25 protein-coding genes, 1 tRNA gene and 1 pseudogene are annotated in these 21,642 nt (G+C 61.5%); 8 read left to right on the top strand and 19 right to left on the bottom strand.

Annotation, left to right across the window (positions count from 1 at the left end; all coding sequences use genetic code 11):
• Window positions 1-825: an SDR family NAD(P)-dependent oxidoreductase gene (locus ACERZ8_RS15290; protein ID WP_407593015.1), complete on the bottom strand. Its 825-nt coding sequence runs from the start codon at window positions 823-825 to the stop codon at window positions 1-3.
• A gap of 138 nt (window positions 826-963) precedes the next feature.
• Here ACERZ8_RS15290 and ACERZ8_RS15285 point away from each other — a divergent pair, with 138 nt between their 5' ends.
• Entirely contained in the window at window positions 964-1,959 is a 996-nt protein-coding gene (locus ACERZ8_RS15285) for an NADPH:quinone oxidoreductase family protein (RefSeq protein ID WP_407593014.1), read from the top strand.
• On the opposite strand, the gene ACERZ8_RS15280 is transcribed toward ACERZ8_RS15285, so the two are convergent.
• Window positions 1,956-2,618 (bottom strand): histidine phosphatase family protein, encoded by a 663-nt coding sequence (locus tag ACERZ8_RS15280; protein ID WP_407593013.1) that lies wholly within the window; start codon window positions 2,616-2,618, stop codon window positions 1,956-1,958. The genes ACERZ8_RS15285 and ACERZ8_RS15280 overlap by 4 nt on opposite strands.
• 25 nt (window positions 2,619-2,643) lie before the next feature.
• On the opposite strand from ACERZ8_RS15280, the gene ACERZ8_RS15275 reads away from it, so the two are divergent.
• The 5 genes and pseudogenes from ACERZ8_RS15275 to ACERZ8_RS15255 all read left to right on the top strand — a co-directional run bounded on the left by ACERZ8_RS15275 (window position 2,644) and on the right by ACERZ8_RS15255 (window position 5,986).
• Entirely contained in the window at window positions 2,644-3,648 is a 1,005-nt protein-coding gene (locus tag ACERZ8_RS15275) for an NADP-dependent oxidoreductase (protein WP_407593012.1), read from the top strand.
• Window positions 3,645-4,118: a MaoC family dehydratase gene (locus tag ACERZ8_RS15270; protein ID WP_407593011.1), complete on the top strand. Its 474-nt coding sequence runs from the start codon at window positions 3,645-3,647 to the stop codon at window positions 4,116-4,118. The genes ACERZ8_RS15275 and ACERZ8_RS15270 overlap by 4 nt, the downstream gene beginning before the upstream one ends.
• Window positions 4,119-4,180: 62 nt before the next feature.
• Window positions 4,181-4,625, top strand: a pseudogene (gene aroQ, locus ACERZ8_RS15265) (type II 3-dehydroquinate dehydratase).
• Window positions 4,626-4,642: 17 nt separating this feature from the next.
• Window positions 4,643-5,371: a LuxR family transcriptional regulator gene (locus ACERZ8_RS15260; RefSeq protein ID WP_407594285.1), complete on the top strand. Its 729-nt coding sequence runs from the start codon at window positions 4,643-4,645 to the stop codon at window positions 5,369-5,371.
• Between the two features lie 3 nt (window positions 5,372-5,374).
• Window positions 5,375-5,986 (top strand): histidine phosphatase family protein, encoded by a 612-nt coding sequence (locus tag ACERZ8_RS15255; protein ID WP_407593010.1) that lies wholly within the window; start codon window positions 5,375-5,377, stop codon window positions 5,984-5,986.
• Between the two features lie 398 nt (window positions 5,987-6,384).
• Here the strand turns inward: ACERZ8_RS15255 and pip are convergent, their stop codons facing one another.
• The 7 genes from pip to ACERZ8_RS15220 all read right to left on the bottom strand — a co-directional run bounded on the left by pip (window position 6,385) and on the right by ACERZ8_RS15220 (window position 12,553).
• On the bottom strand, window positions 6,385-7,296 hold the full coding sequence (pip, locus tag ACERZ8_RS15250) for a prolyl aminopeptidase (protein ID WP_407593009.1): 912 nt from the start codon (window positions 7,294-7,296) through the stop codon (window positions 6,385-6,387).
• Window positions 7,297-7,369: 73 nt separating this feature from the next.
• Window positions 7,370-8,245, bottom strand: coding sequence for a translation elongation factor Ts (tsf, locus tag ACERZ8_RS15245; RefSeq protein WP_407593008.1), 876 nt, complete (start codon window positions 8,243-8,245; stop codon window positions 7,370-7,372).
• A gap of 80 nt (window positions 8,246-8,325) precedes the next feature.
• Window positions 8,326-9,201: a 30S ribosomal protein S2 gene (gene rpsB / locus ACERZ8_RS15240; RefSeq protein WP_407593006.1), complete on the bottom strand. Its 876-nt coding sequence runs from the start codon at window positions 9,199-9,201 to the stop codon at window positions 8,326-8,328.
• Between the two features lie 217 nt (window positions 9,202-9,418).
• Window positions 9,419-10,552, bottom strand: coding sequence for a carboxylate-amine ligase (locus ACERZ8_RS15235; protein WP_407593005.1), 1,134 nt, complete (start codon window positions 10,550-10,552; stop codon window positions 9,419-9,421).
• 142 nt (window positions 10,553-10,694) lie between these two features.
• On the bottom strand, window positions 10,695-11,516 hold the full coding sequence (locus tag ACERZ8_RS15230; RefSeq protein WP_407593004.1) for a lysophospholipid acyltransferase family protein: 822 nt from the start codon (window positions 11,514-11,516) through the stop codon (window positions 10,695-10,697).
• Window positions 11,513-12,277: a GNAT family N-acetyltransferase gene (locus ACERZ8_RS15225; RefSeq protein ID WP_407593003.1), complete on the bottom strand. Its 765-nt coding sequence runs from the start codon at window positions 12,275-12,277 to the stop codon at window positions 11,513-11,515. Before ACERZ8_RS15225 ends, ACERZ8_RS15230 begins: the two co-directional genes overlap by 4 nt.
• 93 nt (window positions 12,278-12,370) lie before the next feature.
• A complete protein-coding gene (locus ACERZ8_RS15220; protein WP_407593002.1) occupies window positions 12,371-12,553 on the bottom strand; it encodes a DUF3553 domain-containing protein in 183 nt (60 codons plus the stop codon).
• Between the two features lie 38 nt (window positions 12,554-12,591).
• On the opposite strand from ACERZ8_RS15220, the gene ACERZ8_RS15215 reads away from it, so the two are divergent.
• The gene (locus ACERZ8_RS15215) at window positions 12,592-13,185 is read left to right on the top strand and encodes a histidine phosphotransferase family protein (RefSeq protein WP_407593001.1); all 594 of its coding nucleotides are present in this window, start codon (window positions 12,592-12,594) and stop codon (window positions 13,183-13,185) included.
• A gap of 59 nt (window positions 13,186-13,244) precedes the next feature.
• Here ACERZ8_RS15215 and ACERZ8_RS15210 read toward each other — a convergent pair whose 3' ends face one another.
• From ACERZ8_RS15210 to ACERZ8_RS15165, 10 genes are all read right to left on the bottom strand, one after another.
• A complete protein-coding gene (locus tag ACERZ8_RS15210; RefSeq protein ID WP_407593000.1) occupies window positions 13,245-14,510 on the bottom strand; it encodes a glutamate-5-semialdehyde dehydrogenase in 1,266 nt (421 codons plus the stop codon).
• 72 nt (window positions 14,511-14,582) lie between these two features.
• Window positions 14,583-15,689, bottom strand: coding sequence for a glutamate 5-kinase (proB, locus tag ACERZ8_RS15205; protein WP_407592999.1), 1,107 nt, complete (start codon window positions 15,687-15,689; stop codon window positions 14,583-14,585).
• Window positions 15,677-16,711 carry a GTPase ObgE gene (obgE, locus tag ACERZ8_RS15200; protein ID WP_407592998.1) on the bottom strand — a complete coding sequence of 345 codons (1,035 nt, stop codon included), beginning with the start codon at window positions 16,709-16,711 and terminating at the stop codon, window positions 15,677-15,679. Before obgE ends, proB begins: the two co-directional genes overlap by 13 nt.
• Before the next feature lie 40 nt (window positions 16,712-16,751).
• A complete protein-coding gene (locus ACERZ8_RS15195; RefSeq protein WP_407592997.1) occupies window positions 16,752-17,288 on the bottom strand; it encodes a GNAT family N-acetyltransferase in 537 nt (178 codons plus the stop codon).
• Between the two features lies 1 nt (window position 17,289).
• Complete coding sequence (locus ACERZ8_RS15190) at window positions 17,290-17,892, bottom strand: LysE family translocator (protein ID WP_407592995.1); 603 nt, start codon at window positions 17,890-17,892, stop codon at window positions 17,290-17,292.
• Window positions 17,889-18,434 (bottom strand): GNAT family N-acetyltransferase, encoded by a 546-nt coding sequence (locus ACERZ8_RS15185; RefSeq protein WP_407592994.1) that lies wholly within the window; start codon window positions 18,432-18,434, stop codon window positions 17,889-17,891. Before ACERZ8_RS15185 ends, ACERZ8_RS15190 begins: the two co-directional genes overlap by 4 nt.
• 86 nt (window positions 18,435-18,520) lie before the next feature.
• Window positions 18,521-18,790: a 50S ribosomal protein L27 gene (gene rpmA, locus ACERZ8_RS15180; RefSeq protein ID WP_025046312.1), complete on the bottom strand. Its 270-nt coding sequence runs from the start codon at window positions 18,788-18,790 to the stop codon at window positions 18,521-18,523.
• A 12-nt stretch (window positions 18,791-18,802) separates the two neighbouring features.
• The gene (locus ACERZ8_RS15175) at window positions 18,803-19,504 is read right to left on the bottom strand and encodes a 50S ribosomal protein L21 (RefSeq protein ID WP_407592993.1); all 702 of its coding nucleotides are present in this window, start codon (window positions 19,502-19,504) and stop codon (window positions 18,803-18,805) included.
• Window positions 19,505-19,700: 196 nt separating this feature from the next.
• Window positions 19,701-20,477: a DUF2059 domain-containing protein gene (locus ACERZ8_RS15170; protein WP_407592992.1), complete on the bottom strand. Its 777-nt coding sequence runs from the start codon at window positions 20,475-20,477 to the stop codon at window positions 19,701-19,703.
• Window positions 20,477-21,307: a DUF2059 domain-containing protein gene (locus tag ACERZ8_RS15165; RefSeq protein ID WP_407592991.1), complete on the bottom strand. Its 831-nt coding sequence runs from the start codon at window positions 21,305-21,307 to the stop codon at window positions 20,477-20,479. Before ACERZ8_RS15165 ends, ACERZ8_RS15170 begins: the two co-directional genes overlap by 1 nt.
• Before the next feature lie 174 nt (window positions 21,308-21,481).
• Between ACERZ8_RS15165 and ACERZ8_RS15160 the strand changes: the two genes are divergently transcribed.
• Window positions 21,482-21,571, top strand: a tRNA-Ser gene (locus ACERZ8_RS15160).
• The last annotated feature ends 71 nt before the right edge of the window (window positions 21,572-21,642 follow it).

The following is a 21,642-nucleotide window of genomic DNA, read 5'->3' as shown; positions in this document are numbered from 1 at the left end:
CTACCCTTCCAATGCGGCGCGGAACAGGTTTGGCCCGCTCATCACCTGAACGCCACCTGACACCGGCAGCACCGCGCCCGTAAGGTACGACCCGCCCATGCCGCAGAGGAACTGCATGCAGCCTGCAATGTCTTCTTCCCGGCCCACGCGGCCCAGTGGCACGTCCTCGCCCACCTTGGCGCGGGTGCCCTCATCGGCTGTGGCAAAGGCCGTCATCTTGCTGACGAAGGGCCCCGGGGCCAGCGCATTGACGGTGATATGGTGGGGGGCAAGCTCCTTGGCCATGATCTTGGTCATGTGCAGCACCGCTGCCTTGGACGCGGCATAGCTGTAGGCCCCGTCCCCCAGCGGTGCTTCGCCCATGACAGAGCCGACATTGACGACGCGGGCCGGATCATCGGGCGTCGCCGACGTGATCAGCGTCGGCAACAGCACTTGTGTCAGGTGAAACAGGCCCGCGACATTGACGTTCATCACCTTTTCCCAGGCCGCGTGGGGAAACTGGCCCAGCGGCGCGCCCCAGGAAACACCGGAATTGTTCATCAGGATGTGCAGCATGTCCGTGCGGGCGTGCACCTCCTTGGCAAGCGCGTCAATCCCGGCCTCAGACCCGACATCCCCGGCAAATCCCTCGACCGTGCCGGGACCATCCATTGCGTTAAGCTCGTCTGCCACCGCAGCGCAGGCATCGCCCTTGCGGCTGGCGATCAGCACACGCGCGCCCGCCATCATCAATCCGGTGGCAGCCATCCGCCCGATGCCGGTTGCGCCGCCGGTGACCAGCGCCACCTTGTCTGTCAATGAAAACAACGTGTTCGGGTCCATTCTTCAGTCCTTCCTGAGTTGCGATGTCGCAACGTCGCGCAGTGTGCCGCTTTACAGTTGCGCCTGCCTTGGTCACGTTGCCTGCTATGGCAGGTGTAGTGCACCCTTGCCGTCACGTCACGGGGGGAGGATCACGATATGCACGCGATGCTGAGCAAGGACACCGGCGGTCCGGAGACGCTGGAGTGGAGCGAACTGCCCGATCCGCAGCCGAAAAAGGGTGAAGTGCGGATTGCCGTCAAAGCGGCGGGCGTGAATTTCCCCGACACGCTGATCATCCGCGACCTTTATCAGGTGAAACCGCCGCGCCCCTTTGCGCCGGGCGGTGAAGTGGCCGGTGTGGTCGACGCGCTGGGTGACGGGGTTGAGGGGCTGAGCATCGGAGACCGAGTGATCGCCATGACAGGCTTTGGCGGGTTTGCGACCCAGATCTGCGTGCCTGCCGCCGCCTGCCTCAGAATGCCGGAGGCGATGCCGTTCGATGAAGCCGCCTGTTTCGTATTCACATACGGAACGTCACATTACGCTTTGAAAAACAGAGCAGAATTGCGATCAGGGGAGACGCTTTTGATCCTTGGCGCGGCGGGCGGTGTGGGCGCTGCCGCGATTGAGCTTGGCAAGGCCTCAGGCGCGCGCGTGATTGCTGCGGTCAGTTCGCAGGACAAGGCGGCGTTTTGCAAGGACCTGGGCGCAGATGCCACCATCATCTACCCGCGCACTCTGGACCGGGACGCACAAAAGGCGCTGTCGGGCGAGATCAAGAAGGCCGCGGGTCCGAACGGCGTCGATGTCGCCTATGACGCCGTGGGGGGTGATTACGCAGAACCGGTGATCCGGTCGATGGCGTGGGGCGGGCGGTTCCTCGTCGTGGGGTTCCCGGCAGGCATTCCGGCCATCCCGCTGAACCTGACCTTGCTCAAATCCTGCCAGATCGTCGGGGTGTTCTGGGGCGCGTCGATCTATCGTGATCCTGCGAGCCACGTGAAGAATATGGGTGAATTGTTTGATATGTATGACGAAGGTCTGATCAAACCACGTATCTCGGCCAGCTTTGCGATGCAGGATGCCGCGCAGGCGCTGACCCTCATCGCGGATCGCAAGTTGTTGGGCAAGGTCGTGCTGAACGCGCCCTAAAGATGATCAAGGTGTCGGGTTTCGTTGAAACCGCGTACCACCATACGTTCGCCCTGGATCACCAGACGGCTGATCGATCCGTTGGCCGCGCCAAGAAAGGCAAAGGGCTCTGAGCCCGTTGCCATGGCAAGCGCGGCGCCGATCACACCGCCATGCACAAACACTGCGACTGTTTCGTCCGCGTGGTCGGTGGCGATCTGCAACAGGCCCCGCCGCACCCGGCCGAAAAACGCATCCCGCGACTCGGCCCCCGGAATGGCGGACCAATCCTGTTCGGCCACAACGCGCTGATAGACCGGATCGCCCGTCGCCGCCTTGATCCGGTAAAGACCACCGTCCCAGTCGCCCAGATGAACCTCGTGCAAGTCCGGGTTTTCGCGCACCTCCATCCCAAGATGCGCAGCCAAGGGGGCTGCGGTCTGGTGCGTCCGGGTCAGCTTTGTCGCGTAAATCGCTGCAAAGGCTTCATTCTTCAGGCGTTGGGCAACGGCGACGGCCTGTATCTCGCCGGCCGGGTGCAGGGCCGGATCGCCATGCCCGTCCTTCATCGGGAAATTGACATCGGCGCGGGCCGGTGCGCTTTCTCCGTGTCGGATCAGGATCAGGTCTGCCGCCCCGGGGGGTGGCGCATAGCGGGGTTGGCGGTATTCTGTTTCCATACCCCCTATACGTCGGAGCATCCCATTGACCAACCGCCAGATCATCCTCACCACCGTGCCCGAAGGCGCGCTGGGGCCGCACCACTTTGAACTGACCGAGGCACCGATGCCCGCCCCGGCGCAGGGCGAGGTGTTGCTGCGCACAGTGCTGATGAGCATCGATGCCGCCAACCGGTCGTGGATGAAGGGGGCCACCTACCGCGCGGCGGTGCAGGCCGGGGATGCGATGCCGACCTATGCGATCTGCGAAGTGGTTGAAAGCGCATCGCCCCGCCTGTCCAAAGGGGACGTGGTGGCCGCCGAAGTGGTGTGGGCCGACCATGTGGTCCGCCCGGCCCACAAGGTCCAGAAACTGCCGCCTGTGCAGCCGTTGACCCACCTGCTGAGCGTCTATGGCATCGCGGGCAAAACCGCCTTTCATGGGCTTATGCAGGTCGGGCAACCGCTGGCGGGTGAAACCATCGTTGTCTCTGCCGCTGCGGGGTCGGTTGGTGGATATGTCGGTCAGATCGGGAAGGCGCTGGGGTGCCGCGTTGTCGGCATCGCGGGCGGGGCCGAAAAATGTGCCTTTGTGCGGGATGAATTGGGCTTTGACGACTGCATCGATTATCGCAGCACGGGCATGTTCAAGGCCCTGCGCGCCGCCTGCCCGGACGGGGTGGATGTGTATTTCGACAATGTGGGTGGCACAGTGCTGGAAACCGTTCTGGGGTTGATGAATGAACGGGGCCGTGTCGTGTGTTGCGGCGCGATCAGCCAGTATGACACCGACACCCCCACCGGGCCACGCAACCTGCCGGGCGTCGTGGTGGTCAAGCGGTTGCGGATGGAAGGGTTCATCGTGATGGACTTTGCCCGCGACGATGCCAAGGCGATGCGCGCCTTGCAGGCCTGGGTCCGTGCTGGTCAGATCAAGGTGACCGAAGACGTCGTTGAGGGCCTTGAAAATGCGCCCCAAGCCCTGATCGGTCTGCTGAACGGCGAAAACCGGGGCAAGCGGATGGTGCGCGTCGGCCCGGACCCGACATGAGCATTGCAGAGACCCACGCCGCGCTCAGCGCGCAGATCGGCCAGGAAGTCGGCGTGTCAAACTGGATCGCGGTCGATCAGAAGATGATCGACCAGTTTGCCGAAACGACTCGGGACGATCAGTGGATTCACATCGATCCTGATCGTGCGGCACACGAAACGCCCTTTGGCGGCACCATCGCGCACGGGTTTCTGACCCTCAGTCTGGCCAGCCGCTTTGCCTATGACTGTTTCCCGATGCTGCCGGGACAGGTGATGGGGATCAACTATGGCTTTGATCGCTTGCGGTTCCTGTCACCGGTGCGTCCGGGCAACCGGCTGCGCGGGCGGTTTACGCTGAGCGATGTCACCATGCGCAAACCGACCGAGCTGATGCGGCGCACCGAACTGACCATCGAAATCGACGGGCAGGACACACCCGCCCTTGTGGCAGATTGGCTTGGATTGGCCGTCTTTGACGACCCGAAGTAACCGCAGACTGGACAGAGCACATGCAGAACCGCTAACACCATTGCAATTCAAAGGTATTTCCCATGTCATCTGTCCTTGTTCTGAACGGGCCCAACCTGAACTTGCTTGGCACCCGCCAGCCCGAAATTTATGGCCACACGACCCTCGCCGATGTCGAGGCGATGTGCGTGGCCCATGGAGAGACCCGTGGCATCCATGTCACCTGCCGTCAGTCCAACCACGAAGGGGCACTTGTTGATGCGATCCACGCCAGCAAGGGCACCTTTGACGGCATTGTACTGAATGCCGGAGCCTACACGCACACGTCCATTGCACTGCATGACGCGATTGCGGGCACCGAGATGCCGGTGATCGAGCTGCACCTGTCCAACATCCACGCCCGCGAGATCCTTTCGCCACGTCAGCCTGATTGCGCCGGTCGCCGTGGGTATGATTTGCGGCTTTGGCGCGCGTGGGTATACTCTGGCTCTGGATGCCATGATCGGACATTTGGGGGGATCTGTGTGAAAAGCTTTCTGCACCGTATGTCAAACTGCCAGACCATCGAAGAGTTGTGGGAACTGCACACCCGCAAGATGGACGAATATGGCTTTGACCGGCTGATCTATGGCTTTACCCGCTACCGCTCCGGCAACTCGCTGGGCGATCCCGAAGATTTCATCATCCTGACCAATCACAACCGCGACTATTCCGACGTCTTCATGGGCGAGCAGCATTATGTGCACGCCCCCATGGTCAACTGGGCCCTGCACAACGAAGGCGCGTGCAGTTGGGGAATCCTGGCACAGATGCAATCCAGCAAGACGTTGACCCCCGCCGAACAACGCGTGCTGGAATTCAACTACTCGATGGGCGTGACGGCCGGGTACACGATCAGTTTCAAATCCGTCTCTGCCCGTTCCAAGGGGGCGATTGCGCTGACCGCGCGCAAGGGGATGAGCCAGGATGACATTGACGCCGTCTGGGCCGAGCATGGGTCCGACATCCACCTGCTGAACAATGTCGCCCACCTCAAGATCCTCACCCTGCCCTATACGGCCCCCAATCGCTCGCTCACCAAACGGCAGCGCGAGGCGCTGGAATGGGTCGGGGATGGCAAGACGATGCAGGATATTGCCATCATCATGGGGCTGACCTCCGCCACTGTTGAAAAGCATCTGCGCCTTGCACGCGAGGCGCTGGCGGTTGAAACGACCGCGCAGGCCGTGCTCAAGGCGGCTTTTGCCAATCAGATGTTCATCCTCGAAGCGTAATCCATGACGCGTCGGGCAGTGTTGCGCTATCTCAGCCATCCGCAGGTCTTGATCGATCCCGCTGTGCCTGTGCCCGACTGGGGCCTGAACGATGTCGGAACTGCGCGGGTCGCAGCACTGGCCGATGCCGTGGCCAAGGGCGCGCTGGCAGGCACAATATCCGTCTTCACCAGCCGCGAGCGCAAAGCGCGCGACACTGCCCTGCCCCTTGCGGCGGCCCTTGGCTGTGACTGCACCGTGATCGACGAAAGTTACGAAAATGACCGCAGCGCCACCGGCTATCTGCCCGGCGCGGAGTTTGAGAAGATGGCCGATGCTTTCTTTGCCGATCCCGAAGTGTCGACACGCGGCTGGGAACGGGCCGTGGATGCGCAGGCCCGCATCACCGCCTGCTTGCTCCGGATTGCGGATATGGCCCCACAAGGTGATGTGCTGGTCGTGGGACACGGCGCGGTCGGCACGCTGCTTTATTGTGCACAAGCCGGCCTGCCGATCAGTCGCGATCATGATCAGGGTCCGGGCGGTGGTGGCAACGTGATCACCTATGCCCGCGCGACGCTTGTGCCAGATTCGGGGTGGAGGCCAATGGAGTCGCTCTTCAACTCAGGCGATTAGAATCGCAGAACAGCAATTCCCGCATCGGTAGATTTTTGCACTTTCCGAACACGCAATGCGATAGCAAAGTTACGAAATTTCACGCGCCGTGGCGTCAAAAGCAATTTTTGACCCTTGGGTAAGGAATCCCGGACTTTCTTAATTGCGGGTTAATAGGCCATTCTACAGATGTTCCGTGAGTGGTGGCTTTAGCCAGGGAGCAACGGAAAGGATCCTTTGGAATTTCAAGGGCTCTCTTTTCCGACCGGTCTAACCGGAGCCGGCTCACCTGCGTATTGATCCGCAGGTGGGTCGGATTTCAAAGCGCCTGTTGTCTCATCCCCGTGGCTGACGGGCGTGACCTCGAAGGGCGGAGTTTCAGTCCCAAAGTGAAACTCCGCCTGACGGTCCTGCCAATCCTAAAATTTGAGCGCATCTGTCGCCGCGCGAATGTGGTCGCGCATCTTGTCATCAAGGGCGGAATGCGTCGTGCCCCCGAGAATGCGAAGCTCTGCCTTGGGCCAAACGTTGGCCAACTCCCACGGCCCCCGCAGCGGACAGCTTGGATCAAACCGGCTGTGGATCATAGTGCAGGGAATATGCGCCATCTTGTGGACCTGCCGAAGCAACTGATCCTCTTCGAACCACGCGCCGTGGGCAAAGTAGTGGGTGACGATCCGGGCAAAGCCGAGACGAAACGCGGGATCGCCAAAGCGCGACCCCGGATCATGGATCGAGCCTCCAAAAATCCCGCACTCCCACGCACACCACGCATCCGCCGCGTCTTGCGCCGTGGCCGGATCGCGCAACAGTGCGCGATAGGCGGCGATCCGTTTGGGTGTCTGTGTCGGGTCCGGGTCCACATCCGGCACCTGTTCACAGAAATCTGCATAGGCCTCGGGGAACATCGCGCTCACATCACCGTAAAGCCATTGCAGATCGCGTGCCGCCGTTGTTGCAACCCCGGCCAGTACCATGGCGCGCACGCGGGTAGGATGGCTCTGGGCATAGGCCATGGCGAGCGTCGAGCCCCATGAACCGCCAAACAGCACCCATGCCTCTACCCCGTAATGGATGCGCACCGCCTCGATATCGGCGATCAGATCGGCAGTCGTGTTGTGATCAAGGGCCGCCAGCGTGTCAGAGGCCAGTGGCGTACTGCGCCCACAGCCGCGCTGATCCATCAGCGTCACCCGGTAACGGGTCAGATCAAACAGGTCATAGTGACCCGCACGGCACCCCGATCCGGGGCCGCCATGCAGAACAAGGGCGTCCACACCCTGCCCGGCCTGTTCGATATGGATGCGGTGCCCGTGGCCAACGTCCAGCATAAAACCCTCCCTGAAATGAAAAACGGCGCACCCCCAAGGGCACGCCGTTTCACTCAAAAAGCAAGGGGGCGTCTTACGACTTGCCGACTTTGGCCACTTCGGCGGCAAAGTCTTCTTTTTCCACTTCGATGCCTTCGCCCACTTCCAGACGGGCAAAGCCAGTGATGGTCGCGCCCGCTTCTTCGGCGGCCTTGGCCACGGTCAGGTCGGGGTTCACCACAAAGGACTGGTTCAGCAACGTCACTTCGGACATGTACTTTTTCATCCGGCCCACGATCATCTTTTCGATCACCGCTTCGGGCTTGCCGCTTTCGCGGGCGATGTCCATCTGGACCTGCTTTTCCTTCTCGACGACAGCGGCGTCCAGATCAGCTTCGGACAGCGAGGCGGGGTTCACAGCCGCGATGTGCATCGCAACCTGCTTGCCGAACGCTTCGTCGCCGCCATCCATGGCCACCAGCACGCCGATCTTGCCCATACCGGGCGCGGCTGCGTTGTGGACGTAAGAGACGACCGTGCCACCCGACAACTTGGCCATGCGACGCACGCTCATGTTCTCGCCGATGGTGGCGATCTTGTCGGTCACAACGTCCGCGACAGTCTTGCCGCCCATGTCAGCCGCTTTCAGGCCTTCGACATCATCCGCGCCAAGTGCGACCGATGCGATGCCCGCAACCATTTGCTGGAATTCAGCGTTCTTGCCGACGAAATCGGTTTCCGAGTTCACTTCGACAGCCACGCCCGTGCCACCGTCCACGACGACAGCCACAAGGCCCTCGGCGGCGGTGCGGCCGGATTTCTTGGCGGCCTTGGCCAGACCCTTGGTGCGCAGCCAATCAACCGCTGCTTCCATATCGCCATCATTCTCGGTCAGCGCCTTTTTGGCGTCCATCATGCCTGCGCCCGTCGAATCGCGCAGTTCTTTGACCATTGCTGCTGTGATTGCCATCTTTGGCTCTCCTCAAAATATGAGTGGATTGCGGCCGGTGCATACACCGACCGCTGTGTCAGGTTCGTGACGCGCAGGCCTCAGCTTTCGGCTTTGGCGACGGTCTCTTGTGTGGATTCCAGATCCAGTGGGCCGTCCTTGGAAATCGTGTCATCGGACACGGTCTCGGTGGAGGCAGCGCCCACTTCGACGCCTGTGCTTGGCGCGGCCACGGCCTCTTCGACAGGAGCCTCTTCCATCGCGCCAAGGTCCACACCGGCAGCGCCCAGTTGAGCGGTCATACCGTCAAGTGCTGCGCGGCTGGCCAGATCGCAGTAAAGCGAGATGGCACGGGCCGCGTCGTCGTTGCCGGGGATGATGTAATCCACACCATCGGGCGAGCAGTTGGTGTCGACCACGGCCACAACCGGGATGCCCAGCTTGTTGGCTTCGGCGACGGCCAGTGCTTCTTTTTTCACGTCGATGACAAAGATCAGGTCAGGGCGGCCGCCCATTTCGCGGATACCGCCGAGGCTGGCCTGCAGTTTGCCCTGGTCACGTTCCATGCCCAGACGCTCTTTCTTGGTGAGGCCCTCAAAACCGATCTCGGCCTGCTCGTCGATGGACTTCAGGCGGTTGATCGACTGGGACACGGTCTGCCAGTTGGTCAGCGTGCCACCGAGCCAGCGGTGGTTCATGTAATACTGTGCGCATTTCTCAGCGGCTTCGGCGATGGGCTGTGCGGCCTGACGCTTGGTGCCGACAAACAGAACGCGGCCGTTTTTGGCAACGGTGTCGCGGATGGCCTGCAGGGCCTGGTCCAGCATTGGAACAGTCTGCGTGAGGTCCATAATGTGGATGCCGTTGCGTGCGCCGTAGATGAACGGGCCCATGCGGGGGTTCCAGCGCTGCGTCTGGTGACCAAAGTGTACGCCTGCTTCAAGCAGCTGGCGCATGGTGAACTCGGGAAGAGCCATGTGCGTTTCCTTTTCCGGTTTTCGCCTCGGCGGGGTATCAGCGCGCCCATTCTTGAGGACTTGCCAACCGGTGGACCTTTGGGGATGTCTCCCCCATTGGCCCGTAACCCGCCTGCGGATTGAATGAGGGGGCTTTAGGGGAGTGGCGCGCGCTTGGCAAGGGGGAGTTTGCCGCCAGCGTGCCGACAGGTGCATCCCAGCGCAAATGCAGCCCGTGTCAGAGGCCCTGACTGAACTCCGTCACGAGCGAGCTTACGACCTCTTTCAGTGCCTCGTCCTGGTCCGCACCGTTCTCGGTCGCTTTTTCGTACACCTCGGCCTGTCGTTGCGAACTGGTGCCTTCGCGCAGGATGCTGCGTGTGCTTTGCACCTCGGCCAGACACCCAAGCTCGCTTGCGTGCGGTGTGACAAGGTCGATGAGTTCGTCAAGGATCTCTTCAAACGGGACGATCTGCCCGATGCCGAAATCGATCAGCCCCTGCGTGGGTCCATAGCGTTGCGCGCGCCAGCGGTTTTCCTCGATCAGGAACCGTTCATAAAGACGCCACCGCTGGTTCTTGCGACGCAGTTCATAGAGCATCCGAAAGATGCTTTGGGTCAGCGCGGTCAGCGCGATGGTATGGCTGATCCGGGGCATTACATCGCAAATGCGCGACTCGAGCGTCGGGAAGCGCGCCGAGGGGCGCACATCCCACCACAACTTGCTCGCATCCTCGACGATTTCCGCATCAATGATCGTCTGGACCGACCGGTTGTATTCGGAAAAGCTGGAAAAGACCGGGGGCAGGCCGGTGCGTGGCAGGTTGTCAAACACGCTGAGCCTGTAGGAGTGCAGACCCGTCTGACGCCCCTCCCAGAAAGGGGACGAGGTGGACAGGGCCAGCAGGTGCGGTACGAAGTACGAAAACTGGTTCAGCAGATCGACTCGCAGATCATCGTCATCGATCCCCACATGCACGTGCATCCCGCAGATCAGCATCCGGCGGGCCACGCCGGCAAGGTCGCGCTCCAGCTCCTGATAGCGTTCCTTTTCGGTGAATTTCTGCTTTTGCCAAGCGGCAAACGGATGGGTCGAGGCGGCAATGGGCTCAAGCCCGAATTCGTTGCACACTTTTTTGACCGTGCGTCTGAGGTGGGACAGATCTTCGCGCGCTTCGGCGACTGTCACGCACACACCAGTGCCCACTTCGACCTGACAGCGCAGGAATTCCGGGCTGACCTTTTCACCGAGATGGTTGATGCATCCATCCATCAGCGCATCGGGGGCGGCCACAAGGTCAAGCGTTTCGGCATCGACAATCAGGTATTCTTCTTCGACACCAAGTGTGAAAGTTGGGGAAACATGGGCCATGGGTTGCTCTCCGAACGGGCGAATTCGTTTCTGTTGCGGTCAGAGCGTCCGGGCAGAACCCGCCATATCGACCTGATTTATCAGGCTAAGTGAATAAACAGGCCTTGTCACCCGATGAAGGGCCAGGGCGCATGTGCGGCACTCAGGCCAGTTCGTGCCCTGTCCGCACCGCAGCCTCGGCAGCAGCCGCCAGTGCCTTGCGATCGGGCATGTCCGCGACGCGAATGGGGTCGTGATAGGCCACAACCACCCGGCCCTGCCGGGCCAGTGCCAGTGTCCGCAACAGGTGCGGGGCAAAGTCCATGTCACCCCACCACCCATATGTGCGCTGATCCGCCCCGTGTGGTGCATGATAGGTCACCGACACCGGCTGGATCGACAGGGCGGTGCGCAGATCCGGGGCAAAAAACGCTTCGAACAGGGTCGATTTGAAAGGCAGCACCCGCAAGCCGTCCGTGCTGGTGCCCTCGGGAAAGAACAACAGGCGCTGTCCGGCAAGCAGGCGGGTTTCAAAGGCGCGGTTTTGCGCGCGCGCCTCGCGCCGGTCGCGCGCGATGAACAACGTGCCCGTGCTGCGCGCCAGAAAGCCGATTCCGGGCCAGCCTGCGACCTCGGATTTCGACACGAAATAGACCACTCCGCTGGCATTCAGCGCAAAGATATCGAGCCAGCTTGAATGATTGGCGACAAGTGCGCCTGGCGTGCGCATGGGCGTGCCGCGCCGCTCAAGCGTCAGCCCCATGCACATAAGCGATAAGCGGCACACGATCCGGGTGATGTGCGGGGTCCAGGGACGGAACATGCCATGGACAGGCCGTTCGATCAGGCGCAATGGCAGCAGGATCGCCAGACCGCAGGCAATGATCAGCACAATGGCCGTGCCGCGCACAAGAATGCGCAGCCACCCCAGAATTCCGGGGCTGAACGTCGCGGGTGGCTCTTCGCCGTCCCAGGTCGCGCTCATGAGGCGGCACCGTATATGCGTTTTTGCCGTTCGGACATCGCGTCGGTATCCATGACCAGACACACATCTGTGGTGTTGAAACTATGGTCGATATAGGCCCCATCGCCCACGACGCCACCCAGGCGCAGATAGGCCTTGATCAGCGCTGGCATCTGCACCATCGCCGCGCGGCGGTTGATCTGGGGTTCAGGGATCAGGTTCATGGGCGCGCCATGGGGCGGCTTGGCGCGCACCCGCAGCGCTTCGGGCGCAAGGTGGCGGTGGTGCAGCAATGACAGCGGTTCGGCCAGGTGGGTGACGTCCGTACCGTGGAACGAGGCCACGCCGAACATGATGTCGATATGGTGTTCGGCCACGTAAGCGGCCAGCCCGTTCCACAGGTGAAACATCGCCGGGCCACCGCGGTAATCGACATGCACGCAGGACCGCCCAAGTTCGAGCAGACGGCGCTTGGTGGCCTTCAGCGGTGACAGATCGTATTCGTCTTCGGAATAATACGCACCGGCCGCCTGCGCATGTTCGCTTTGCAACATGCGGTACACGCCGACAACGCGGGCCTCTGCGGCATCATCAAAAAGGATAAGATGGTCAAAGAACGGATCGAACCGGTCTTTCTCAAGCCGCGCTTCGTGATCGACAAGCGCGCCGCCCCCGCCCAGTTCCTCGACGAAAACGGCATATCGCAGCGCCTGTGCCGCCAGCAGATCGTCAGCATCGCGTGCAAGACAGACGCGAAAGTCAGGCTCGTGGGTCAGTGTCATTGCGCGCGGTGTAACGCCGGACGCGCATAAAGGCAAAGAGAGGGATGGGTTGCCACCTGCGGTTGTATCACGTTAAGAATTCAGAAAGAATGTTCAGGCATCAAACACGGGTTCAAGCGCGATGCGCGCACCGTCAATCACCACTTTGCCCGCGTCCGGGAAATTGACAGTGATGCGGCCTGCGATGTTGCTTTGGACCTGACCAATACCCCATTCCGCATAGTCGGGATGGCGCACCAACATGCCAGGAGCCAGAATGGCGTTCAAATTTTCCATGACCTGCCTTTCGTGCGGGTATTCTTGCGGGGCCGCGTATGGACCAGAGTAACGTAAACCTCGCCGCGTTGATCGGCAGCCGCATCTGTCACGACCTGATATCGCCGATTGGGGCCATCAACAACGGTCTTGAACTTCTGGGCATGTCAGATGATCGCGAAGGCCCAGAGATTGAGCTGATCACCGAAAGTGTCGAGAACGCGAGCGCGCGCATCCGGTTTTTCCGCATCGCCTATGGCGCGGCCTCGGACCAGCCGATGGGCCGCTCCGAAGTGATCACCATCCTGCGCGACATGACGGGCGGCGGGCGTCTGACGGTGGCCTATGGCCCGATGGACGATCAACCCCGCTGGGCGGTGCGCATGGTGTTTCTGGCGATCCAGTGCCTTGAAACCAGCATGCCCTATGGCGGACGAATTGAGGTAAGCTGCGATACGGGGAAATGGACCATTTCGGGGCATTCACCCAAATCCAATGCGAACCCGGCCCTGTGGGCGGTCCTGACCGGGGCCGAGCTTGAAACGCTTGCGCCCGCGCAAGTTCAGTTTGGACTGCTTCCCGCTGTGGCCAGCGACGCCAAACGCAAAATCAGCTACCAGATTGCGGATGACAAACTGACGATCGGCTTCTAGGGCCGCTCAAACCCGAGAACTGTTCAAGGTCAATGACTTGCGTCACTGCCTTAAACACCTCAGGCGCGCACAGTCCCGTCACCACGTACCAGATATTTGAAACTGGTCAGTTGCGCGGCCCCGACCGGGCCGCGTGCGTGCATCTTGCCCGTGGCAATCCCGATCTCGGCCCCCATCCCGAATTCGCCCCCATCAGCAAATTGCGTCGAGGTGTTGTGCATCAGGATCGCGCTGTCGAGGCCGTTCAGAAACGCAGAGGCTACCTCTGTATCTTCGGTCAGGATGCAGTCGGTGTGATTAGAGCCATAGGTGCGGATATGATCCATCGCCGCCTCAAGATCAGGCACCACGCGCGCCGCGATGTCCATGTCGAGGTATTCGCGCCCCCAGTCGTCATCCGTCGCGGCCATCACGCCATTGATCGTTTGCAAAGCGACATCGGCATGCACACGCACTCCCGCATCGATCAACGCGCTGACCACACCGCGCCCGATGGTGCTCGCCACATCCTTGTGAATCAGCAGACATTCCGCCGCCCCGCAAATCCCGGTGCGCCGCGTCTTGGCGTTCAGCACAACCTTGAGGACTTTTTCAGCATCTGCCGCCTTGTCGATATAGATGTGCACGATCCCTTCGAGATGGGCAAAGACAGGCACGCGCGCCTCGCGCTGGACAAGGCCCACAAGGCCCTTGCCCCCACGCGGCACAATCACGTCAATCGTGTCGGTCATGACCAGCATTTCGCTGACCGCCTCACGGTCACGGGTCGGTACCAGTTGAATTGCGTCCTCTGGCAGACCTGCGTCGCGTAGTCCTTGTTGCAGGCAGGCATGGATGGCGCCTGACGAATGGAAACTTTCCGACCCGCCCCGCAGGATCACCGCATTGCCCGCCTTGAGGCATAGCGCACCTGCATCCGCCGTCACGTTGGGGCGGCTTTCATAGATCACGCCGATCACGCCAAGGGGCGTGCGCACGCGCTGGATGTGTAGGCCGGTCGGTTGAGTCCAGTCGGCAATGACCTCGCCCACCGGATCAGCCTGTTCGGCCACGGCGCGCAGGCCATCGACAATACCCTGAATGCGGCTTTCATCAAGGCGCAGACGGTCCATCATGGCGTCCGAAAGCCCCTTGTCGCGGCCAAACTCCATATCCTTGGCGTTGGCATCGATGATGTCCTGGCGGCTGGCCCAGACATGCTCGGCGGCCGAAATCAGGGCGGCATGCTTACGCTCTGCACTGGCCATCGCAAGCGTCGTAGCCGCTGCTTTGGCGCGCGTACCGATGTCCGCCATGAGGCTGGGAATGTCGGCGAAATCTTTCATGTCGTGCATCCTCTGAGGACGGAGCGGCAGGGTTCATGCCGCCCGGCGGTCGTATGTATACTCAAGCGAAGGTCAAAGCGCCATATCATCCCGGTGGATCAGCGCGGCCCGGCCCGGATAGCCCAGCAGCGTTTCAATCTCGTGGCTTTGATGGCCCTTGATGGTTGTGGTTTCTTCCGCCGTATAACGGCTGAGCCCAAGGCCAAGCTGATGGCCGTCGGGGCCGTGAATCGCGACCGGATCGCCGCGCCCGAAAGACCCGCTGACTGCATGAACTCCCGCCGGTAGCAGGCTGTTTCCCTTTGACAAAGCGCGTGCAGCGCCCGCATCAAGCGTCACAGTCCCGCGGGGCTTCATCGCGCCGATCCAACGCTTGCGCGCGGCTTGCGGATCAAGCGTGGCGGTGAACCACGTGGCGTTCGCGCCATGTTCGAGCGCAGTCAGGGGGCGCGCGGCCACACCGTGACAGATCGCCATCGCGCAGCCTGCCGACGTCGCCGTCTTGGCCGCCATCAGTTTGGTTTTCATACCACCCTTGGACAGTCCCGAACCTGCGTCACCCGCCTGCGCCTCGATCTCGGGTGTGATGGTGTCGATCACGTCGTAGCGTTTTGCGTTTGGATCATCAGCGGGGTTGGCGCTGTAAAATCCATCGACGTCCGATAGCAGCACAAGCTGGTCCGCGCCGATGGTCGCAGCGATCTGGGCGGCCAGCCGATCATTGTCGCCAAAACGGATTTCGTCCGTGGCCACCGTGTCGTTTTCGTTGACGATGGGCAGGGCACCGAGCTTGATCAACTGTTCAAGCGTCGCGCGCGAGTTGAGATAGCGGCGCCGATCGCGGCTGTCTTCCAGCGTCATGAGAACCTGCGCCGTGGTGATGCCGTGGGGGTCCATCGCCTCTTCATAAGCGCGGGCAAGGCGGATTTGTCCCACGGCTGCAGCGGCCTGAGACTGTTCCAGCGCAAGATCCGCAGCCGGCAGGCCAAGCACGCCGCGCCCCAATGCAATCGAGCCCGACGAGACCAGCACAACCTGCACGCCTGCGCCTTTCAGCCAGGCGACGTCCTGCGCCAACCCCTGCAACCAGTCCTTGCGCAAGGCACCCGTAGTCCGATCCACCAGCAAGGCCGAGCCGATCTTGACGACCAGCCGTCTGGCGTCTGTCAGGGACGCCATGGTTCTGCCTCGGCCACGGGGCGCTGGCGGATGCGGTCGTCATCGATCTGGGCCCGCAACGCGCGCAGCACCTCTGTGACGCCGTCGCGGGCGACGCTAGACATTGCCATTACCGGACCGCCAGACGCTTTTTCCAATTCTTTCAGGGCACTTGTGCGTTCTTCTTCATCCAGCGCATCGATCTTGCTCAGCACTGTGATCCGCGGTTTGTCGGCCAGATCGCCGCCATAGGCTTCGAGTTCGGTGATGATGGTCTGATAATCTTCGGCAACCGTGTCTGATGTCCCGTCAATCAGGTGCAACAGCACCGCACAGCGTTCGACATGGCCCAGAAACAGATCGCCCAGTCCGCGCCCTTCGGACGCTCCTTCGATCAGGCCGGGGATGTCCGCGACGACGAATTCCACGTTGTCCACGCCAACGACGCCCAAGTTGGGGTGCAGCGTGGTAAAGGGATAGTCCGCGATCTTGGGCCGTGCATTGGATGTGGTGGCCAGAAAGGTCGATTTGCCCGCGTTGGGCAGGCCCAGCAGGCCAACATCCGCAATCAGTTTGAGGCGCAGCCAAAGGGTGCGTTCAACAGCGTCCTGACCGGGATTTGCACGGCGCGGCGCCTGGTTCGTGGCCGATTTGAAATGCAGGTTGCCCCAGCCGCCATTGCCGCCCTTGGCCAGTTCGATACGCTGACCAAGTTCAGTCATGTCCGCGATCACCGTTTCCTGATCTTCGTCCAGGATCTCGGTGCCAACAGGCACGCGCAGCACAATGTCATCGCCATCCTTGCCGGTGCGCTGGCGCCCCATGCCGCCCTGCCCGTTCTTGGCGAAAAAGTGTTGCTGATAGCGGAAATCGATCAGCGTGTTCAGCCCATCAACCGCCTCGGCCCAGACCGAACCACCGGCCCCGCCATCCCCGCCATCGGGGCCGCCATATTCGATATACTTTTCGCGGCGGAACGAGATGCACCCGTTGCCGCCCGCGCCTGAGCGAATGTAGACCTTGGCGAGATCGAGGAACTTCATGTGGTCGTCCTAGTGCAATTTGCGCCCGTCGGGAACGGGTTCAGAGTTTGTGGCTATAGGTCCAGGTCGGCACGGTTGTGTCACGGGCCACGCAAAAGCTTTCGGCGTCCCCGAGATATTTGAACCCGCAATGGGTCAGGACGCGGGCCGAGGCCGGATTGTCCTGAAAGACTGACGCGAACATCGCCGCGTTCTTCATCGGGTTCGCTTCGACCAGCGCCTGTACCGCGTCGGATGCCAACCCAGTGTTCCAGAACGGTGGGGCCACCCAATAGCCAACTTCGGACTGGTTGCGGTCCATACGTTCAAGCGAGATCAATCCCATGACCTCGGCCCCACCGGATTTGTGGCCGTCCATCGCCCAGACGTCCTCGTCCCGGTTGTCCGCCATGGCGCGGGTCACGAAGGCCTCGGTCATGCCGGGGGGAACGGGGTGCGGAATGGATGTGGTCATATGCGCGACCCGCACGTCCGACCAATACATCTCGATCAAACCCATATCGGACTTGCGCAAGGGGCGTAGGCTAAAGCGCTCGGTCTCGATCAAGGGCTGGGTCACAATTTTCTCCATCTCCATGTTATGTTCCTCCTCCGAACAGAACAAACAGGACCGACGCGACGGTCAGACCCGCAAGGGTGTACATTAAATAGGGTTCCGCGCGTGTCCCTGCGAGGGTGCGCGCGATCCGGTCACCGGCAAGTGTCCAGAGCGGGTGCAGCAGCACCTGTGTGGCCAACAGGATCGCAGCGATTGTGGCGGTGGCGATCAGCGGATCGGTGCCGGGCGCGACAAAGCCGGTAAAGCCAGCGACGATCATCGCCCATGCCTTGGGGTTCAGCGGGTGCACGATCAGCCCGGCGGCAAATCCGGGGGCCTTTGCGGCGTGATCCGAGGGGCCGAGCCGCAGGTTTGCGACTTTCCACGCAAGCCAGATGATATAGGCCGCCGAGATCCATTTGAGCGTTTCGAACACCCATGGCGCGCTGTCGGCCAGTTGCATCAGGCCAAAGCCCACGGGCCAGATCACAAGTTGCTTGCCAAGGGCCACGCCTGCCACAAACGGCAAGGCGGCGCGAAATCCAAACCGCGCGCCCGTGGCCAGCAGCGCCATGTTGGCGGGACCCGGTGTGCCGACCTGACTGGCCGCGAACACGGCAAAGGTTGTGGCCGCAACGCTCATCTGTTCAGATCCCGATCCAAGAGGCCAAGGATCAGATCGTCGTGCCATTCCCCTGCGATCAGTGCGGACTCGCGCTCGCGCCCCTCGACCACAAAGCCGACCTTTTCATAAGCGGCAATGGCGCGGGCGTTGAAATCAAGCACCCGGCAGCCCAGCCGGTGCAAGCCCATCGTGTCAAAGGCGTGGGCGGCGAGCAGTTGCATGGCTTGCGTGCCCAGTCCCTTGCCAAGCGCCTTGGGGTCGATGATGCCGATGGCAAGCTGAGCGCGCTGGTCGGAATAGTTGATCCCGTAAAGCCGGATACCGCCGATCAGCGCGCCATTCGCCTCGATGATCCACGAATGGGGGTCGTCGATATGCGACTGCACCCACGCGTCTGCCGCTTCGGGCGTGATGTCGCGCACGGCTGCCGGATCGGCCCCGAACATGGCATGAATCTCAGGCGTGTTGCCAAGGGCAAAGCGCGGTTGCACATCCAGCGGTGTCGCATCGCGCAAGGTGACAGTGTCGCCTTGCAGAACCGGTTTGTGTTGGTCGGCCATGCTGTGGCCTCGCTGCTTGAAAAATGAAAAAGGGACCGGCGGTTCCGCCGATCCCTTCGAATTTTATCAAAACCCGTTGGAGCGGCTTACTCAGCGGCCTCCGCGACCGGGAGAACCGAAATGAATGTGCGGTTCTTGAGGCCCTTGTGGAAGGTGACGGATCCGTCAACGGTTGCGAAGATCGTGTGATCCTTGCCCATACCTACACCCTCTGCTGGCCAGAACTTGGTGCCGCGCTGGCGCACGATGATGTTGCCGGGAATGACAGCTTCGCCGCCATACTTCTTGACGCCAAGGCGACGACCTGCTGAGTCGCGCCCGTTCCGGGATGAACCGCCTGCTTTTTTATGTGCCATTGGTGTCTCTCCTTAGCCTTTTGCCATGTCAGCGGCCTGTGCGATCCAGCCTTCACGCTCGATCCGGCCTTTGAACGACAGTTTCTCGTCCATAGCAGCAACGTCCTCGGGGGTCCATGCTGCGATCTGTGCAAACGTGGTCACGCCAGCGGCGTGCAGTTTCTTTTCAAGTGCGGGTCCGACGCCGGACAGCTGCTTGAGGTCGTCAGCGTCAGAAGCGGCGGCCTTGGCGGGCGCTGCTTTCTTCGCTTCGGCCTTGGCGGCTTTGGCTTCGGCCTTGGGTGCGGCAGATGCGTCTGCGGCGGGTGCCTTGGCTTTCTTGGCAGGCTTTGTCACGGCAGGCACGTCCTTGACGAACCCGGCGCCGTTTTCAGCCGCCATGATACCGGAGGCCGCAGCGCCCGATGCCAGGATGTCTGTCACACGCACCAGCGTCAGTTGCTGGCGGTGGCCCTTGGTGCGCTTGGAAGAGTGCTTCCGGCGACGCTTGACGAAGTTGATCGTCTTGGGGCCTTTGATCTGTTCGATGACTTCGGCCTGAACGCCAGCGTCCTTCACAACGGGCGAACCGACCTGCGGTGTGTCGCCACCGATCATCAGCACTTCGTTGAATTGGACTTTGTCACCTGCATTTGCGGCCAGTTTTTCAACGCGGAGCGTGTCGCCCGATTGAACTTTGTACTGTTTGCCGCCGGTTTTGAGAACCGCGAACATGGTTGTCTTCCTTTGTCTGCCGCGTCCTGTGGCCCCGGTCGCCCGGTGTTTGTGCACCCCTTTGTCGGGGTCCGCCTCGAACAGCGCGCCCATGTGGGGCGTCATGTAAATCAAAAAGCAGCCCGCGATGTGCAGGCTGCAGATGCGGGCTTATGTGCGGATCACGGGATCAAGTCAAGAGGCGTTCGGGCGCCGATCAGAGATCATTCTGCGGCAACAGGCGACCGGCTGCCTGCCCCAACCCGAACGACAAGGTCGCATAGCTGTTTCCGAAGGCATCAAACAGCGCGTCATCCAGCGCCGTAGCCACTTCGGTCTCCCAGAATGCAGTATAGATCGCCACATCATCCGCGCTGAGCGGAGACTGCGCGAGCGCGTAATACCCCCGCAACCAGCGTTCGGTCTCGGCCAATATCAATGCGCGCTGCGCTTCGGTGTCAGGCAGCGGATCGTTCTGGTTCGAGGTTTCCGCCATGCCCGCAAAAAACGCCACCTGGGCCGCCATCGCCGCATCCGCGTTGCGTTCAACCAGGTTGCGGATTTCAAGGAATTCCGTGATCGATGCACTGGCGGCGGACGGCGCGGATTTGGCGGCTTCTTCGAGGTCGTCGTTCAGCATCGCGTTGCGCGCCTGCACCTCCAGATCGACGATCCGCGTGCCGAGGTCACTTTCAAAGAACAACAGCGCCTGCGCGGCCGTCTGATCGTCGAGCGTCGCGGCAAAGGCGCTGCGCACTTCTTCCTCTAGCCGGGCGGGATCGTAAAGGCGGCGCACCGTTTCAGCCCAGACACTGCCCCCCTGCCCGTTCAGAAAACCATCGTTGATCGACGCGCCATTCTCCATCCCCTCGATCGAAAACGCAGCGATCAGCGCCGGGATGCCAAGCGCATCCACCAGCCGGTCGGTTTCCGGGCTGGCAAGCGCGTTCGAGGCACTGAGGATCAGCGCAAGGGTGGCGGCGCGGATGCCCATCAGAGTTCCTGACTGGGTTGCAGGCGCTGCATGGCAACGGCCAGCGCCTCGAACCGGTTGGCCATGATCTCGTATTGCACGGCGTTCATCAGATCATAGACCTTGCGCATCTTGGGGTGCTCAAGGGCTTTGGCATATTCCAGCACCTCGGCGTCCGAAAAGGCCTGATAGGTATAGGCGGAACCGATCAGTGCGCCCGCCTCGATTTCCGCCTTCATGGCGTCTTCATCCGCGCTCAGCAGCGCGCGCAACTCGGGTTCTTCCAATTGCAACTGGATCACACCCGCACCGACGGCCGCCATCAAAAAGCGCACCTGGACTTCCTGAATGGCGCGCACAGCAGTGCCCGCACTGTCCGAGGCGGCGTTCATGCGCTCAAGATACGTGAGGCGCGGGCTGTCCAGTTGCGCAAGGCCTGCGACAATCGCAGCCCCGCTTTCTTCTTTCAGATCGCTCTCTTCCTTCATGTGCGATGCGTTTTCGGCAACGACCAGACGCTGCCCGAGGTCCGTGTCGTAAAAATCTGCCGCATGGGTCAGCAGATCATCACTCAGCGTCTTTTCAAGCAGGTCGAGGGCGAGATCGTGCATCACGTCAGTGGCAAACACCTCGTTCGTAAGACGCGTCCACTCCGACCCGAAATCCTCGGCCTCAAGGCCCAGCATGTCGGGGGCCGAACTGGCCGACAGCCGGATGCTTTCAAGGGCGACGTCAAAACCGGTCACTTCCAGAAAATCCTGCAGCTTGGCGCGGTCCGCGGCAAGCGCCACGCCCGGCAACGCAAGAACAAGCATGATGGTGGTGGCCAGACACAAGCGAACTGCACGCATTGGAATTCCTTTTTCGCATCAGACAGGCACAAACGGCCCGGTCAGTCCAAGTTGCGTCCAAGGGTATGCGATTTGCGCGCGGCGTCCACCAAATTTAGCGTGTGCGGCAAATCCGGCGAAAAGTGCCTTGCTCTTGCGCGCGCCAGCCTCTAACTGGGCGCACCAGACCCCCGCGGAGAGGTGCCGGAGTGGTCGAACGGGGCGGTCTCGAAAACCGTTGTGGGTGCAAGCCCACCCAGGGTTCGAATCCCTGTCTCTCCGCCATACTCCCTATTGAGCTAACACAACCGGCTGCGTCAGCGCGCCTGTACCGCACCATAGCGTGCCACCCTCAC

Source organism: Tateyamaria armeniaca, assembly GCF_045797845.1.
GTDB classification, from domain to species: domain Bacteria; phylum Pseudomonadota; class Alphaproteobacteria; order Rhodobacterales; family Rhodobacteraceae; genus Tateyamaria; species Tateyamaria armeniaca.
Note: the sequence above shows the minus strand (reverse complement) of the source record. Positions and strands in the feature narration are given on the sequence as shown.